We start from the raw sequence: 16,599 nt of genomic DNA on the forward strand, positions 1-16,599 counted from the left end.
TAGAATGTCTGTGATTGTAAGCCATTCGTGCCATGGCGTTTGGTTTATGCCGCCAGCGGCAATTCGACCATGAAGCTGCAACCCTCACCTACGATGCTTTCGCAATGGACTTTGCCGCCACAGGCTTCGCTGAGTTTCTTGACGATAGACAAACCCAGGCCGCTGGAATGTTCGCCAGCCGTCGGCAGACTGGACAGTTTGCTGAATTTTTCAAACAAATGCTGCTGGTCTTCTGCGGATAAACCTGGCCCCTCATCCCTCACCTGGAACACACCAAACTCCGGGGTATTGCTGACACTGAGCCAGATGCGCTTGCCAAGTGGTGAATACTTGACGGCATTCGACAGCAGGTTATCGATAATCTGCACACAGGCGTCAAAGTCAGCCCTGACCATGACACTGTCCTGTATATCCATGATGACTTGCAAGTCTTTGGCTTTCAGCATCTCGGTGTATTGCTGGGCCACGTCTTGCAAGATTTTGCTCACATCCAGACTCTGCATTTGCAAATGCAGGTGGCCAGTTTCCAGTGCATTCACATCCAGCAAATTGCTGATAATGCGCATCATGCGCTGGCCGCTGTTGCTGATGCGTTCGAGATAATGCTGACGTTGCGACTCCGGCATGCTTTGCTGTAATTTGCGCAGCAAGTCGCTCATGCCTATGATGCTGGTCAGGGGATTTTTCAAATCATGGGCAGCTATGCCGAGGAAATCATTCTTGTCCTTGTCCAGTTTTTGCAGGCGTGCCACCGCATCGGCCAGTTCAGTGGTGCGCTGTCTGACTTTGGCATCAAGTTCTTGTTCTGTGCGCTGTGAAATTTCCAGCAGTTTGGCCTGGGTCTGGGCATGTTCTTTCTTCATCAGGCTAATGTGGTAGGCCTGGGCCAGTGCCAGCAAGATGGCTTCCACGGCAGAACCTATCTGGAAGCCGTATTCTGTTGCCCAACCTGGCTCCAGCACACCCAGATTGCGCAGGGTCACCAGCGAGAGTCCGGTGATCCAGGTGGCTGATGCCAGCAAGACTATATAGCCAGGCTTGTAACCGCGTAAGCCGACGATAAGGCAAACTGGCAAGATCACCAGTATCAGGGCAAAACCTGTCAATTGCATGAGAGGGGCAACCAGCTGGTAATAGCCCGCCAACACCGCGAGTGCGGCACAGACACAGATTATCTGTGCCAACACAAACAGGCGATAGATGCGCGGCATTTTTTCATGAAGGCGCAAGAAGCTGGCAATGAACATTGATGTGCTCATGATGACCAGCGGCGACAAAATACCTGGCAAGGCATCCACCAGCTCTGGCCAGTCGGGGGCGAGATACAGGCCTACATGACCGTTCAGACTCATGCCAGCCAACAGGGAAACGCAAGACAGCAACAGATAGTAACGTAGCGCAACATCCCGGTAGGTGACCGCCAGCAACAGGTTGTAGATGATCATGGCCAGCATGATGCCGTAGTAGATGCCCATGAAATTCGAGACCTGATTGGCATGCTCTACAAAGGCATATGGCTCCCACAGGCTGGCCTGCAGAAACAAGGCGCTGCTGCTTTGTATTCGCAGGTATAGGTGATGAACTTCGGTATCGGGCAAATCCAGCATGAAGAGCGGGTAGCGGTACCGGATTTCTCTACTGGAATAGGGCAGCCGGTCACCGGCACGGTGCGTCGTCATGCTGCCATCTGCGGCAACATGGTAGAGCCGGATATCGTCAAGGATGACGGGAGAAAGTTCCAGCAACCATTGCTTGTTCTGAGTGAGTTGGCTGCGCTGTACATCCAGCTTGAGCCAGAATACGGAAGACGAAAAGGAGGCGCTGAGATTGCCCTGCAGAGGCTGGAACCGTGGAGCATGCGCAGGATGGGTGATATCGGCAATCTTCAATTGCGCGGTTTTGTCTTCATAAACCTGCCAGGCCGAGCGCAACGACACTTCTTGCTGGCCACCGTCCAGTTTGACTGTGGCTGCATGCGCCCCCATGTTGCACATGCCCAGGCAGAATGCAAACAAGAATAAGAAGCGCAAACAAGAAGCGTGGATTTCGGTCATATTAGGGTGAAAATATCATGCTTGGCCGCCATACCGAAATGGGAGAGTAAATAAAGCCGTCAACATCCTGCTTTTAGCCTAACAAGTTTTTGCTGGTGCAGCAATAGCAGAAAGACTTGTCTTTATCCAACATCGTTGTTTTCCAGCCATGCTGGGCATGACCAGATTTTTTCATGCCTTCAGGTATCGAGTTTTACCTCATGTTCCAGTTCTGTAATCAGATTTGAGTGCGTCATATCCACCAGGTTACGGCGTATCCATTGATGAGCAGGGTTGCGACTATCGCGCTCATGCCACAGCATGTCTACATGTACGTCAGGCATGGCGAAGGGTAATTCTTTCCAGACCAGCGCTTCCGTCATGCCAGTGGCAGAAACCAGGTGACGCGGCAACACCGTCAACAAATCTGAATTGGATACCACGCGGCCGCTGGTAAAGAATTGATTGACTGTCAAGACGATACGTCTTTCCCGCCCCATCTGACTGAGGGCTTCGTCAACCAGGCCGTGGGCACGGCCAGAAAAACTCACCAGCAAATGCCTGGCGTTGCAATATTCATCGAGTGTCAGGTCTTTATTTGCCAGCGGATGCCCCTGGCGCATGACACATACATAATGGCCGGAATACAGCCGCTCATGGCGGATGGCGCTATTCGCCGCTCCTTGTCCACCCGTAAGCTGAGCAACGACACCGGGAAAGAAGCCAATAGCGATATCGATATCACCACGCATGAGCATGGGGCGCGGTTCACGTGTGGTCAGCGGCACCATGCGCACATTCACGCGGGGGGCTTCTTTTTCCAGGACATTCACCAGAGTTGGCATCCACAAGGCGGCGGTAGCGTCCGACATCGCCATCCTGAAGGTCGTTTGTGCCTGCGACACGTCGAAGCTGGTAGGGGCAATTGCACTTTCGAGGGCAGACAGAGCCTGGCGTATCGCTGGCCACAGAATTTCAGCGCGCGGCGTGGGCTTGACGCCATAGGCTGTGCGTATCAGTAACTCATCCCCCAGTGAATGACGCAGGCGTTTCAAGGCATTGGAGACGGCTGGCTGAGTCATGGCCAACTTGTCTGCCGCACGAGTCAGATTCTGCTCAATCATGACGGCATCAAAGACGCGCAGGAGATTCAAATCCAATGTCAGAAAATTCACGTTATTTGCTCCAGTTAGGAAATTACCAATATTTACTGACAATTATTCATGAACAGCATAATTGATATGGTAAATCAAAATTAGAATTATATGATGCACTGCAATATTATGACGGCATTACAAAGACTTTAAAGAGTGGATTAAATCATGACTTTCCTAAATATCGCCTTCCCTGCAGCCAGCGCCCTGCCAGTTTCTCAAATCGCTATCAGTGCTTTCGCCGTTGCTGCCCGTCCTTTGCTGGGCCTGGGTATTCTGGCAACCATGTTGATCGTGTTCAAGCCTATGTTGCTGGGTATGTTGCGCGCTGCTTTGCTGGTGATTAACCCAAAAAAATCCCGCGAAGAAAAAACCGCGACACGTAACTTGCGCAATATGCTGACTATCCGCCGCATCGCCAACGACCTGGATGGCACATCGCCAAACATGGCCGCTGAATTGCGCGCTCTGGCTTCACGCGGTTAAGTTTTTTAGTCTCACACATTTATTGCTGAATGCATCCGCAGTTTTGCATTTCAGTATAGCCTTGAATTAATTTATTGTCGTTATGCAACAGTCTTCTGTATATACGCTGGCATCTGGTCCGGTTTCGCTCCCTGTAGCAGGGCAAAACCTGCGTCAGCCCCGTGTGGTGGCTGGCTCCAAGAGTCTGGCGTCGATGTTGCCCACCATATTGACGACAGGTTTGGTCAGTTTGGTAGCGACCGCTGTCTTGCGCCTGATGTGGATGGGTTGGGGCCATGATTTTGTGGGTGCGTGGATGGAAGCCTGGTTGACGGTATGGCCAATTGCTTTTCCAGCAGCCTATATCAGCAAACCACTGATCAATAAACTGTCTCGTCGCCTGAGCAAACCTGTAGCCACTGACCATGCGCTGGGCGCCAGTGCCATCATGCAAGTATCCGAGCAGGCGACTGCCAGAAGCGGTCTGAGGCGCAAACCCAGCTTGTTGCCCGTGCATCGCTGATCAGCATCTCTGATCAACAGTAGCAGTAGACAAAAAAAGCCGCAGCTAACCTGCGGCTTTTTTGTTTCTGGCGTCAGAAAGTTCTGTGCATTGCTCCATATACTCTTGCATGACGTCTTCCTGTATCTTTTTGATACTGCCGTCTTTTTCCATATTGCGTAATACCAACTCCAGAGCAGGCGCAAGTTGCTGGTGTCTGGTATGCAGGAAATGGTAGCCCAGCCTTTTTTCCAGCGATGGCTCGAGTATATGTATGCGGTTCAAGCCCAGCTTGCGCACCAGGCAAAAGCTGAACCGTGAGTCGACGGCAACATCTGTGCGCCCGGCATCAAGTTTTCTGAACAGGGATTCCAGATTGGGAGCAGTTTCTTTTTGCGTTACATTCCTGAGCCTGTCTTCGAGATAGATAATCCCGCTGACATAACCGACCACATAGGGTTTCAGGCTGTCAAAGCCATCCACGCTAACATTCTTTTTCACGGCAAACACCACCGCTTCTTCATAGACGATGGGAATGTCTATCTTGATGGAATCAGGCAAGCCGGTATCGATGACCTTGGCAGAAACCGCGTCCAGCCTGCCAGCATTCCACATGTTGATGGCCCGCGCCGCAGGCGTGGCAATGAAATTGAGCTTGATACCCAGTTGTTCATACGCCTTGCTCAAGACTTTTTGAGCCATTAGGGTACTTGGACGATTAATATCAGACAGCGAAATATCCAGCCTGCGTTCTTCGCGATTCTGTGTCTGCCCCTGCGCCTGAACCGGCAAGAGCAGGATGCTGCCAGTGAGTAAGAGCAGCAACAGCCATGATGTGGATAATCGCATGGGGTTCCCGGAATATGGACCATCACGGAATGATGGATGCAATCACTATTTATACACCCGTTCTACATGCTTTTCCAGCTTATATAAAAAACAAAAAACGCGGCCGTAGCCGCGTTCTTGTTAATGCATGAAGCCTGAAACTCAGGCTGCCAGGCGTTTTTCCAGGGCAACGCGGGTCGCTTCCAGATCGGCAGGCAAGTGATAGGCCAGTTTTTCAAACAGCTCGGCATGCAGTTTCAATTCTGCATCCCAGGCGGCTTTGTCGATGGAAGTGATGGTATCGAACTGCGCTTGCGTGAAGTTCAAACCTTCCCAGTTCAGGTCGGCAAAGGTAGGCGTGACACCAAAGATGTTTTCCACACCATGAGCTTTACCTTCGATACGCTCAAGCATCCATTTTAGGACGCGCATGTTATCGCCAAAGCCAGGCCAGACAAACTTGCCGTTTTCATCCGTACGGAACCAGTTGACGCAGAAGATTGCTGGTTGAGTCGCGCCAGCAGCTTCTATCTTCTTGCCCATGTCCAGCCAGTGCTGGAAATAGTCACTCATGTTGTAGCCCATGAAAGGCAACATGGCGAAAGGATCACGGCGTACCACGCCTTGCTGACCAACGGCAGCAGCCGTGGTTTCAGAACCCATGGTCGCTGCCATGTAGACGCCTTCTACCCAGTTGCGCGCTTCAGTCACCAGGGGCACAGTCGTCGAGCGGCGGCCACCAAAGATAAAGGCCGAGATAGGCACGCCAGCCGGGTCATCCCAGGCTGCATCAATGACAGGGTTTTGGGTTGCTGCAACAGTGAAACGCGCATTTGGATGAGCGGCTTTACGGCCTGTCTCTTTGGCGATTTCTGGTGTCCAGTCCTTGCCTTGCCAGTCGATCAGGTGTGCTGGTGCTTCTTTGCTCATGCCTTCCCACCAGACATCGCCATCATCGGTCAGGCCGACATTGGTGAAGATGGTGTTGGCTGTCAGCGACGCCATGCAGTTAGAATTGGTGGCAGTGTTGGTACCTGGTGCCACGCCAAAATAACCGGCTTCCGGGTTGATCGCATACAAACGGCCATCCTTGCCAGGTTTGATCCAGGCAATGTCATCACCAATCGTTGTGACTTTCCAGCCTTTGATGGCAGGGATCAGCATGGCGAAATTGGTTTTGCCACAGGCAGACGGGAAGGCCGCTGCCACATAATGCTTCTTGCCTTCTGGTGATTCAACGCCCAGGATCAGCATGTGTTCTGCCAGCCAGCCCTGGTCACGGCCCATGGTGGAGGCGATACGCAGTGCAAAGCATTTCTTGCCTAGTAGCGCATTGCCACCGTAACCGGAGCCAAAAGACCAGATTTCGCGCGTTTCTGGATAATGCACGATGTATTTGGTGTTATTGCATGGCCATGCAACGTCGGCCTGGCCTTCAGCCAAAGGCGCGCCCACGGTATGTACGCAAGGGACGAAATCACCATCCGTTCCCAATACGTCATAAACTGCTTTACCCATGCGCGTCATGATGCGCATGTTGACGGCAACGTAAGGGGAATCAGACAATTCCACGCCTATATGGGCGATGGGTGAACCCAGCGGGCCCATGGAGAAAGGCACGACATACATGGTGCGGCCACGCATGCAGCCATCAAACAGCGGGTTCAGGGTGGCGCGCATTTCTGCCGGCGCCATCCAGTTATTGGTCGGACCTGCATCTTCCTTGTTCGCTGAACAGATATAGGTGCGGTCTTCGACACGGGCTACGTCCGATGGGTCGGAGCAGGCCAGATAACTATTGGGGCGCTTGGCTTCATTCAGCTTCTTCATGGTGCCAGCGGCAACCATTTGGGCGCACAGGCGGTCATACTCGTCTTGCGAGCCGTCACACCAATAGATATTGTCAGGTTTGGTCAGGGCCGCCATTTCGGCGATCCAGTTGATCAATTTCTGATGTTTCACGTAAGCGGGTGCGTTTAATGCAGCCACACCTTTCATGATGGGTTGATTCACGATACTACCTCCAATGCCATTTCAATAAAAAAACCGGTGTAGCGGCACGGCAGGATCGTCGTTAGATTGTGGCGATGCGATCGCAGGAGCGCTCAAGCAAGGCGAACACCATAGCGGCGGTTCTGTCGGATAATACGAAGACAAGAGGGTGTCTTGACTCCTGGCTTGCGCCCGGCAGGATGGCGCGGGGCGGAAGAATCTAAAAGCTACGTAGGCGGACATTGTACACGCGAGTCTGGCCGGAAGCGAATTTTGCCTCAGTTTCATTATCATTGTTTCACGTTTTGTGAAAGTGAAGATTTTTCAACCCAGGCTTGAATATAAGCAGAAAAAAAGATTTTCCCTGATTTTAAAGAATGAATAAGGATGAACCATGAAAATAGCCATACTTGATGACTATCAAGATGTAGTCCGGCAACTCTCCTGCTTTGATTTATTGAAGGATCATGATGTCAAAGTCTTCAATAATACTGCCGTAGGTATTGGTCAACTGGCGATACGCCTGCAGCCGTTTGATGCCGTGGTGCTGATACGCGAACGTACCCGCCTTAGCCGTGCACTCATGAAAAAGCTGCCGAATCTAAAACTCATTTCGCAGACCGGTAAGGTCGCAGGCAATATTGACATCCCCGCCGCCCATGAACTGGGTATCGCCATCGCCGAAGGCACAGGGGACCCGACTGCGCCTGCCGAACTGACCTGGACCCTGATCATGGCAGCTTCACGCAAACTGACCAGCTATGCGCAACTCTTGCAGGATGGTGTCTGGCAAACGTCTTCGCTACTCCCCGCCCACAATCAGCTGGGCCGGGTTTTGAAGCATCGCACGCTGGGTATCTGGGGTTATGGCAAGATAGGCAAGCTGATCGCTGGTTATGCCCAGGCCTTTGGCATGCAGGTCATGGTGTGGGGGCGTGAACCCAGCCGTGCACTGGCAGCCTCTGATGGCTTGCTGGTAGCAACATCCAAAGAAGCCTTTTTTGCTGAGTGCGACATCATCAGCATGCACTTGCGCCTGAACGACGCCACCCGCAGTATCGTCAGCCAGGCTGATCTGGCCCTGATGAAGCCGGATGCCTTGTTCGTCAATACCAGCCGTGCTGAACTGGTGCAAGCGGGCGCGCTGGAAGCAGCCCTGGATGCCGGTAGCCCCGGTTTTGCTGCGATCGATGTTTTCGAGAGTGAGCCTGTAGCCAAGGATCATCCCTTGCTGCACAGGGAAAATGTGCTTGCTACCCCACATCTGGGTTATGTCGAACAAAGTAGCTATGAACTATATTTCCGCATAGCTTTCCAGAATATCGTCGATTTTGCCAATGGCAATCCACAAAACATTTTGCAGATGACTTAGGCCTGCGCAGCAAGCAAGCAGACCTCATTTCATTCATGGAGATGAGGGCATTTCCCAACAGGTGAAAAAATATTTCATAAATAACATTGCAAATACTTTAATTTTGTAAAAAATGCACTAAACTTTAGCATCACAGCCAGCACGCAGGGGCTAATTCGTGCGAATGGCAGATTTTCTTGAAGCAGGATATTTGCCAGTACTTGCCACCCACCAATATTTCCTGAAACTGGCATTGCCTCTATCAACCTGAAGCTGCGTCAATACTCACCGTATTGATTGCAGAGGAGAGCCTTGCGATGAGACTACAGATGCTGAATTCTGGATTGCTGAAAGGTATGTTGGGCATGCTGGCTGGACATGAGTTGAGTGTCAGTGAACGTAAACCCCATGTGCGGCACATGATTTATGTGGCATTGCCCTGTGCCTTGTTACTGGGCCTGGCAAATTTCCTGCAATCTGGCTATCCATTGTCTGGCCTGATCGTGGCATTGGCTGCCGTGCTGATACTAGTTGCAGCATTTTTTCTATCCAGCCAGGACAAGCTGCTGACCATGGCCGAGTCCTTGCTCTTGCTGCTTGCATTAGGCGCGAACATCACTCTGGTCTTGCTGGGTGGCATTGCAGGCAGTGGGGTCTTATGGATTTATGCCTTCCCCTTCCTGGCCTTATGGCTCAAAGGCCAGCGCCAGGGTGCGCGATGGAGTTTATTGTGGTTGCTGTCCATGCTGCTCAGCATCTGGGCAGGCAGTGAATTTCCTTTTTCCCATGTTTATGATGAAAAATTCATGGTGCAGGCAAGCGTGGCCATGTTGCTGTATGGCGGTATCGCCCTGGCCTACAATTTCAGCCACAGCCAGCTGAAAGAAAAGCTGTATGTCAGTGAACAAGGGGTACAAGCCAAGAACCGCGATTATCTGGCGAGACTGGAACAGGCTGCTTATCAGGATGGCGCAACCGGCTTGCCCAATCGCTTGCGCCTGCTGGATATACTCAACCGCGAAATCAGCCTGGCCCAGGAGCGCGGGCACACCTTGCTGGTAGCGCATATACGTCTCAAAAAAATGTTTGAAACCAGCACCATCATTGGCGCAGATGCCAGCGACAAACTGATACGCAATATTGCCGCCACCATGACAGCAGCAGTAGGTTCGCGCGGCATCTTTGCACGCATAAGGCGCGACGAGTTTGTCTGCATCTACCGCAAACATTCAGAAGATATCTCGGCCACCGACATCATCAAGGAAATCCTGGCTTTCCGTCTCGAGTATAAAATCAATGACTATGCCATCCATATCGATCATACGATAGGCATAGCCAGTTATCCCAGACATGGTCAGGAGGCCGAAACCCTGCTACACAAAGCGGCTCAAGCCATGTTGCAGGCGCAGTTTGCCAATCAAAGTCTGGTTTTCTTTGATGAAAGACAGGAACAGCAGTTCAACCGCAAGCAACAGCTCTTCGTGCAATTGCATGAAGCTCTGCAAAAAGGCGGGCTCAGCCTGCATTATCAGGGCCTGATCGACTTGAAAAGCGGCGCGGTCATCGGTGCCGAAGCCCTGGCCAGGTGGATAGACCCGGTGTCCGGCCCTATCGCTCCTGCAGAATTCATCCCGATTGCCGAAAAGTCCGGCCTCATCAAACCGCTTACCCTTTGGGTCATGCGCGAAGCTTTTGGGCAACTTGCCAGATGGCGTGCCGAGGGACTGAATCTTCGCGTTTCGATTAACCTTTCGGCCAGATGCATATTAGATAGACAACTTGTTGATGATTTGCACGGCATGCTCAAGGAATTCAATTTGCCCGCCGAATATGTGGTGCTCGAACTGAACGAGGCGGGCCTTGCCGACGAGACGGCAACTGCCATGGAAACCATACTAAGCTTGCATAAGCTGGGGTTCTGCCTGTCCATCGATGATTTCGGCGCGGGCCACTCCTCGCTGTCTTATCTGAAAAATCTGAAGATAGATGAACTCAAAATAGACCAGAGTTTCATGCGTACCATGGCGACTGATGCCAATTGCCGCGCCATCGTGCAGTCTGCCATACAACTGGCGCATAACCTCAACCTGAAGGTCGTGGCGGAAGGCATAGAGAGCGCCAGGACCGAGCAACAATTGCAGGAAATGGGTTGTGACATAGGGCAAGGCTATTATTTCTGCAAACCCATGCCTGCCGACGTCTTCAACCAATGGGCCAGATCATGGCAGATTAACCGGCGTGCCGTGTTGCAGGCTTGAAGCACTTCAGCTTGATTTTGCATTCATTCCTGAAAAGGCTTAGCATGCGGGTTCCTATCCATTATTCGCCATGCTTCCATGCCCTTTACACTGCAAAAAAAAATAAAACAGTTCAGCCTGGCGCTGTTGATCTGCCTGCTGTTCATGGCGGCGGCCATTTCTACCCTGGGTTTGCGCGACCAGGTCGTGGCTGCTGATCTTGTCATCGTGCCAGGCAATACCGTCAATCCTGATGGCAAGCCATCCGACCGTTTGCGTGGCCGCCTGAATGCTGCTTTGCGTTTGTATGTGGCACAAAAGTGCAAGGCTATCCTGGTCAGTGGTGGCACTGGTGTGGAAGGCCATGACGAAGCGGAAGTCATGAAAAACTACCTGGTTGAGCGAGGCGTACCGGCGATGGCTGTGTATACCGACAATCAGGGTATCAATACTTTTGCCACGGCAAAAGCGGCGGCAGCCTTGATGAGGGAAAAAAACTGGAAATCCAGCATGCTGGCCAGTCAGTTTTTCCATATCGCACGGTTTCAGCTGGCGATGAAGAAATATGGCGTCGAGCCGGTAGGGCATGTGCATTCTACTGACTACGAAATACGGGATGCGTATTCGCTGACACGTGAGGTGTTTGCGTATTTTGAGTATACGTTTAGAAATCCCCAGGTGGAATGATCTGGCAACATAGCGCTGCAAGTCTGCAACAGCACAAGCTGGTTTCTACTCACATTGCGCATCTTGAATTAAATATCCGTAAGCTTATTGCTGGCGATACCGACCAATTTATATCTGTCGTATGATTCATACATAAATACATCCATTTATAGAAAGTCCCCATCGTGAAAAAAGCAAAATTACTCAGTGCCATTACTGCTACTGTGCTGGCGATTGCCAGTTTCTCTGCAGCGGCGCAGGCAAACAAAGATACTCAGCAAATGAGTTTTCAAGGGGCGGAACTAAATGGCAAGAAAATTGCTCTAAGTGATTATGCAGGCAAGACCCTGCTGGTGAGTTTTTTTACGGCGGGTTGCAATCTCTGCGCGCGTGACTTGAAGCTCATGCGCGATTTTTATAATCGCAATGTGAAACGCAATTTTGTGTTGCTGGCGATTAATATTGATGCAGACAAGAAAGATTTTGATTCTTATGTACAACTGATCAATCTGGCAGTGCCAGTCGAGCAACGCTTTCCTATCATCTGGCGCAATACGCCGGGCTATAAGGATAATTTTGGCACTATCGTCAACCAGCCCACCCATTTTGTGATCAACCCCAAGGGCCAGCTGGTCTTGAAACGGGAAGGCACTTTCCAGCCTAACGACTGGGACAATCTATGGGAATCGCTGGGTTCCTGAAATAAGGATAGAAATAAGATGGAAATGAAGTACGAAGTGCGCATAGTTGATACCAGCCACGTAGAAAATATACGTCAGTGCTTCGCCGTATTCAGCTACTTGCGGCCCCACCTGGATGAGGAAGAATTCATCAGCCGGGTGCAAACCCAGGTGTCTGAAGGCTATACCATTGCCTGCATCTACATGGATGGTGAGGTAGTTGCCGCTGCCGGTTATCGCGTGCAGCATTACCTGGCCTGGGGCAAGATACTCTACCTTGATGATTTGATCACCCACCCGCAAAAGAAAAATGCAGGTTTGGGGTCGGCGCTGATGGAATGGGTAAAACAGCAGGCAAAGATTCTGAATTGCAATGAATTGCACCTCGATACCGGCTTTCAAAGGCATGATGCACACAGGCTGTACCTGAACAATGGTTTCGACTTGAGTTGTCACCACCTGTCAAAAAAAATAGGCTGAGCTAGCGGCTTATTTTAAGATTCAAAGTCATAATTCCAGCGGCAAACTCCAACTTGTGGGGATGACATCATACCTGACCACGGCGCGCTGTTGCTGGCGGCGTTGCAGGCTGTCGGGGCTCCAGGTTTTTTCCCAACCGGGAGGGTAAGCAAGGCCCTCACCTTGCCAGTCTGGCAGTCGCTGGCGCACGGCAATCACTGGCAGATGCAGAGGTAGCGGCTGCTCTGGCGTATCGGCCCCCAGGCTATACGCATAATTGGGCAATAGGGCATCGCAGACGGCAGCAAACCAGGCCGTATGGTCTTCGTCCTGGCCCAGGGCATTGGCCAGGCCAGCGGGGTCAAAACGGGCCAGGGCCTCTATCAGTTCAGCCGTACTGGCACCTGGTGCATCGCCCCAGCCCATGACAGGGTTGAAGTTGTAATCGGCACCTGATCCATACCAGCCTTCACGCCAGGGTCTTTGCATCCAGTTGCGCGGGCCTGTGAATAACTGCCAGCGCCAGTGCAGGCCAGACGGTTTGGGCCAGCTATACAGATACAGTTTTTGATAACCTGCGGCATGCAAGTCCCTGACCATGGCCATCAAACGCGCATGCGGCATGCGCTCTGGTGGTGAACGGCGAAACAGTATGGGCTCGCCATCGGCATGCTGGACTTCATCTGTGGACAAGTTCAAATCCAGGGTACGTTTTTCATCCCCAAATCGCGCCGCCACCCAGCCGCTCAGCAAGTTCACGGCTGTCAGTACGCCATAGCCACGATGGCGGTGAAAAATAACGGTTCCGGGGGCGATCGGTTTCATATATTGGTGGTGTATCAGGAATGTATCAATATGCTGCATGCAATGAAATGCAACAGCTTAGTGTAGCAGTTTTCACTGGCCCCCTTAGCGCGTTACAATGTGTCCAATCTAAAAATTTATTCCCATCCTGTTGAGACAAAACCATGACTTTGCGTATCATCGCCACTGGCGGCACTTTTGATAAACATTATGATGAACTGGCTGGCAAGCTCAGCTTTGCTGACAGCCACCTGCCTGAAGTATTGAAACGTGCACGTTTGACAATACCGGTAGAGCTGGAAGTCTGCATGCTGGTAGACTCACTGGACATGAACGACAGCCACCGCAATACCGTCTTGCAGGCTTGCCAGCAATCGGCTGAAAATGCCATCGTCATCATCCACGGTACCGACACCATGCGTGAAACAGCAGAAGTACTGGGCGCGGCAAATCTGGGTAAGGCCATCGTCTTCACAGGTGCAATGATCCCTTATGAAATCGCCAATTCCGACGCTTTCTTCAATCTGGGTTTTGCCTGTAGCGCAGCGCAACTCTTGCCACCTGGTGTGCATGTCGCCATGAATGGCAAGGTCTTCCCCTGGGATAATGTACAAAAAAACCGCACGGCCGGTGTCTTCGTCAACAAGTGAGATCATGATGAAACTGCTGCTGGCGACATTATTGCTGTGTTTTTCTAGCCTGACGCAGGCAGCAGAAACGCGTTTTGATTCTATCTATTTTTTCCAGTCGCAAGCCGAGCTGGAAAAAAAAGGCATCAATATCGATACCTTTGGCCGCTATACGCGCGTACTGCAAACGCAGATTTACCGTGCTTTGAAAAAAGTCAAAATGCCGGAAAGTGCGGGTTACCTGGTGGTGGCGATACGCTCGGATGGCGAGGTCACCTGCTGGCTGGACATGGCACCCGCCGTGCATGAATATTACGACAACCAGATTTATGAAATCGTCAAAAAAATCCAGCCAGTCAATGTAGAAAGCGGCATCCTGGTATTTGGCATGAAGATGGCGATAGACACTGCCGTGCATACCAAAAAACCCGTACCCGCCCCTGCCGACTGGGCAGAGGCCAAAAAGAAACTGAATGACCCGAATAATATAGAAGAACTGGTGTTATCCAGATGGCCTGAGTGAGTACGCCTTGACTCCAGGGAGATGCTTTGCAGCGTCGCCCTTTTCAAGCCAGCTTCAACCCCACCTCTTCCTTCGCAACAGCAGCCCGCACCTCTACAACAGCCCCATCCAGCAGAGACACCACCCGCTCAGCCGCATTAATGGTCTCTGGCCTGTGCGCCACCATGATGCGTGTCAGTTGCAAATTGCCGAGCGCCTGATTGACCTTGTGCTCATTGTTCACATCCAGATGGCTGGTCGCTTCATCCAGCGCCAGTATTTTGGGCTGCTTGTACAAGGCACGCGCCAGCAAGACACGCTGCTTTTGCCCGCCAGACAAGCTGCTGCCCATATCACCCACCAGAGTCTGATAACCCATGGGCATCTTGCTGATTTCTTCATGGATGGCCGCCAGCCTGGCGCATTCTTCTACTCTTTGTTGATCACAATGGCTGTCAAAGAAAGCGATATTGTCCATGATGGAACCAGCCAGCAAGACATCTTCCTGCATTACCGTCCCCACCAGTTGGCGATAAGTCTTGACGCCCAGCTGGGTGATGGGAATATCGTCGATCAACACCTCACCCTCGGTCGGCTTCAACAAACCCAGAATGATCTTGCACAAGGTCGTCTTGCCGCAACCACTAGGTCCGACCAGCGCAATGCTCTGGCCCGCCGGTATGGTCAGGTTGACATCCTTCAATACCCAGGGTTCACCCTCGGCATAGCGGAACTTGATATTCTTCAGGGTAATCACTGCCTTGATGCGTGAGATATCGGTTTCAACAGCAGTTTCTGCCTCCGCCTCTTCCAGCACAATATCCGCCAGCCTTTCGCTATGCAGGCTCAGCATGCGGTAACTGATGAACACATCAATCAGGCTGGAAATACGGCCAGTAAAAGTACCCGCATAGCTGGAGAAAGCCATCAGCATACCCACCGTCAAGGTGTTTTGCATGACCTGGCCCGCGCCAATATAAAACAGTGCCAACCCTTGTATGCCAAAGATCAGGGTATTGCTGACCTTGAAGATGATGGACAGCTTCTGCGTCTTGATATCACGGTTTTGCACATCGATCTTCAAATTCTGCCAGCGTGACAGGCGCTCAGTCTCACGGCCAAACAGTTTCAGTGGCGTGACGGCACGCATGGTTTCCAGAAAGTGCGAACTCTCTTTGGAAGACAATATCAGCCGCTCTTGTGACGCCTCCCGGAAGGGCTGATAGAAGGCCCAGCGCAAACCTGCATAAAGAGCCACCGCACCCAATACCAGCATACTCAGCTTCAAGCTATACACCAGCATCATCACCAGCGCCAGCACGGCCATCAAGCCATCCAGCACACTCTCGACAAACATCGAAGTCAGGGTACTTTGTATCGCCCCTATCGACCCAAAGCGCGACACCACATCACCAAGATGACGTTTTTCAAAATAAGAAACAGGCAAACGCACCAGATGAGCAAACACGCGCGCCGACCATTGCAGGCTGATATCCATACTCCAGCGCATCAAAAACCAGCTACGCGCCAGGCCTATGGCATTCTGGGTAATCATCAACAACGCAAAACCAAATACCAGCACTACCAGCAACTCTCTATCGCCACTGACAATGACTTCATCAATCACAAACTGATTAAACAGCGGCGAGCAAATCGCAAAAATTTCCAGAGCCAAAGCCAGCGCCAATACTTTGACAATAGCAGGACGCAAGCCAACGATATGGCCAGTCAGATCACGCAGGGCAACTTGCTTCTTCTCATCCTTGGGTTTGAATGCAGGGCTGGGCGTCAACTCCAGTGCCACGCCGGTAAAATGACTGGACGCTTCCTCAACAGGAACACGCCTTTCACCCACTGCCGGGTCCAGTAACACCAGCGTGACCTTGCCACGCCAGTCCTTGCGCACGGCTTTGAGCACGACGAAGTGATTCAAATTCCAGTGCAGTATGCAGGGCAAAGCCAGTTGATCCAGTTCATCCAGCTCAAGACGCAAAGGGCGGCTGTTCAATTGCATGGCCGATGCATGACGCATCAATTGCGCCAGCGTGGCACCTTTGAGGCTGATGGAAAACTGACGGCGAAGGTCGGCAAGATCAGTATGATAGCCAAAGTGGCTGGCTACCATGGCGAGACAAGCCAGGCCGCATTCGCTGGATTCGGTTTGGAGGAGAGGTGACATAAATTACAATCCGTACATGCATGGAAAAGTCTGAGTGCAAAATTGACGACGACAGAGCGGAAAAACAAATTACGTATTGCTAAAATATGATCAAAAGAAATTTAACTTACAGGCATTC

Annotated in this window: 15 protein-coding genes; 9 read left to right on the plus strand and 6 right to left on the minus strand. The window is 51.6% G+C overall.

All coding sequences use genetic code 11. The annotated features are described in order from the left end of the window. Positions 1 to 44: 44 nt before the first annotated feature. Both H8L47_RS14585 and H8L47_RS14590 read right to left on the minus strand, forming a co-directional pair. On the minus strand, positions 45 to 2,054 hold the full coding sequence (locus H8L47_RS14585; RefSeq protein WP_186954332.1) for a sensor histidine kinase: 2,010 nt from the start codon (positions 2,052 to 2,054) through the stop codon (positions 45 to 47). 179 nt (positions 2,055 to 2,233) lie between these two features. Continuing rightward, on the minus strand, positions 2,234 to 3,208 hold the full coding sequence (locus tag H8L47_RS14590) for a LysR family transcriptional regulator (RefSeq protein WP_186954333.1): 975 nt from the start codon (positions 3,206 to 3,208) through the stop codon (positions 2,234 to 2,236). 147 nt (positions 3,209 to 3,355) lie between these two features. Here H8L47_RS14590 and H8L47_RS14595 point away from each other — a divergent pair, with 147 nt between their 5' ends. Continuing rightward, positions 3,356 to 3,673, plus strand: coding sequence for a hypothetical protein (locus H8L47_RS14595; RefSeq protein ID WP_186954334.1), 318 nt, complete (start codon positions 3,356 to 3,358; stop codon positions 3,671 to 3,673). Between the two features lie 82 nt (positions 3,674 to 3,755). Further along, complete coding sequence (locus tag H8L47_RS14600; RefSeq protein ID WP_186954335.1) at positions 3,756 to 4,175, plus strand: DUF2798 domain-containing protein; 420 nt, start codon at positions 3,756 to 3,758, stop codon at positions 4,173 to 4,175. A 45-nt stretch (positions 4,176 to 4,220) separates the two neighbouring features. On the opposite strand, the gene H8L47_RS14605 is transcribed toward H8L47_RS14600, so the two are convergent. Together H8L47_RS14605 and H8L47_RS14610 are read right to left on the minus strand one after the other, a co-directional pair. Continuing rightward, positions 4,221 to 5,003 (minus strand): substrate-binding periplasmic protein, encoded by a 783-nt coding sequence (locus tag H8L47_RS14605; protein ID WP_186954336.1) that lies wholly within the window; start codon positions 5,001 to 5,003, stop codon positions 4,221 to 4,223. Positions 5,004 to 5,144: 141 nt separating this feature from the next. Beyond that, complete coding sequence (locus H8L47_RS14610; protein ID WP_186954337.1) at positions 5,145 to 6,995, minus strand: phosphoenolpyruvate carboxykinase (GTP); 1,851 nt, start codon at positions 6,993 to 6,995, stop codon at positions 5,145 to 5,147. A gap of 373 nt (positions 6,996 to 7,368) precedes the next feature. Here H8L47_RS14610 and H8L47_RS14615 point away from each other — a divergent pair, with 373 nt between their 5' ends. The 5 genes from H8L47_RS14615 to H8L47_RS14635 all read left to right on the plus strand — a co-directional run bounded on the left by H8L47_RS14615 (position 7,369) and on the right by H8L47_RS14635 (position 12,388). Continuing rightward, positions 7,369 to 8,346, plus strand: a complete 978-nt coding sequence (locus H8L47_RS14615) for a D-2-hydroxyacid dehydrogenase family protein (protein WP_186954338.1) — start codon at positions 7,369 to 7,371, stop codon at positions 8,344 to 8,346. 308 nt (positions 8,347 to 8,654) lie between these two features. After that, positions 8,655 to 10,583 (plus strand): putative bifunctional diguanylate cyclase/phosphodiesterase, encoded by a 1,929-nt coding sequence (locus H8L47_RS14620; protein ID WP_222616546.1) that lies wholly within the window; start codon positions 8,655 to 8,657, stop codon positions 10,581 to 10,583. Positions 10,584 to 10,661: 78 nt separating this feature from the next. Beyond that, complete coding sequence (locus H8L47_RS14625; protein ID WP_186954340.1) at positions 10,662 to 11,249, plus strand: YdcF family protein; 588 nt, start codon at positions 10,662 to 10,664, stop codon at positions 11,247 to 11,249. Positions 11,250 to 11,413: 164 nt separating this feature from the next. Then, positions 11,414 to 11,929: a TlpA family protein disulfide reductase gene (locus tag H8L47_RS14630; protein WP_186954341.1), complete on the plus strand. Its 516-nt coding sequence runs from the start codon at positions 11,414 to 11,416 to the stop codon at positions 11,927 to 11,929. Between the two features lie 18 nt (positions 11,930 to 11,947). Continuing rightward, positions 11,948 to 12,388, plus strand: coding sequence for a GNAT family N-acetyltransferase (locus tag H8L47_RS14635; RefSeq protein WP_222616547.1), 441 nt, complete (start codon positions 11,948 to 11,950; stop codon positions 12,386 to 12,388). A gap of 27 nt (positions 12,389 to 12,415) precedes the next feature. On the opposite strand, the gene H8L47_RS14640 is transcribed toward H8L47_RS14635, so the two are convergent. Further along, positions 12,416 to 13,192, minus strand: a complete 777-nt coding sequence (locus tag H8L47_RS14640) for an L-asparaginase (protein ID WP_230413752.1) — start codon at positions 13,190 to 13,192, stop codon at positions 12,416 to 12,418. Between the two features lie 143 nt (positions 13,193 to 13,335). On the opposite strand from H8L47_RS14640, the gene H8L47_RS14645 reads away from it, so the two are divergent. Continuing rightward, complete coding sequence (locus H8L47_RS14645) at positions 13,336 to 13,821, plus strand: asparaginase domain-containing protein (protein ID WP_186954342.1); 486 nt, start codon at positions 13,336 to 13,338, stop codon at positions 13,819 to 13,821. A 4-nt stretch (positions 13,822 to 13,825) separates the two neighbouring features. Next, complete coding sequence (locus tag H8L47_RS14650) at positions 13,826 to 14,323, plus strand: hypothetical protein (protein WP_186954343.1); 498 nt, start codon at positions 13,826 to 13,828, stop codon at positions 14,321 to 14,323. A gap of 43 nt (positions 14,324 to 14,366) precedes the next feature. On the opposite strand, the gene H8L47_RS14655 is transcribed toward H8L47_RS14650, so the two are convergent. After that, positions 14,367 to 16,481 carry a peptidase domain-containing ABC transporter gene (locus H8L47_RS14655; protein ID WP_186954344.1) on the minus strand — a complete coding sequence of 705 codons (2,115 nt, stop codon included), beginning with the start codon at positions 16,479 to 16,481 and terminating at the stop codon, positions 14,367 to 14,369. Positions 16,482 to 16,599: the final 118 nt, after the last annotated feature.

Source organism: Undibacterium umbellatum (assembly GCF_014284125.1).
Classification (GTDB): domain Bacteria; phylum Pseudomonadota; class Gammaproteobacteria; order Burkholderiales; family Burkholderiaceae_D; genus Undibacterium; species Undibacterium umbellatum.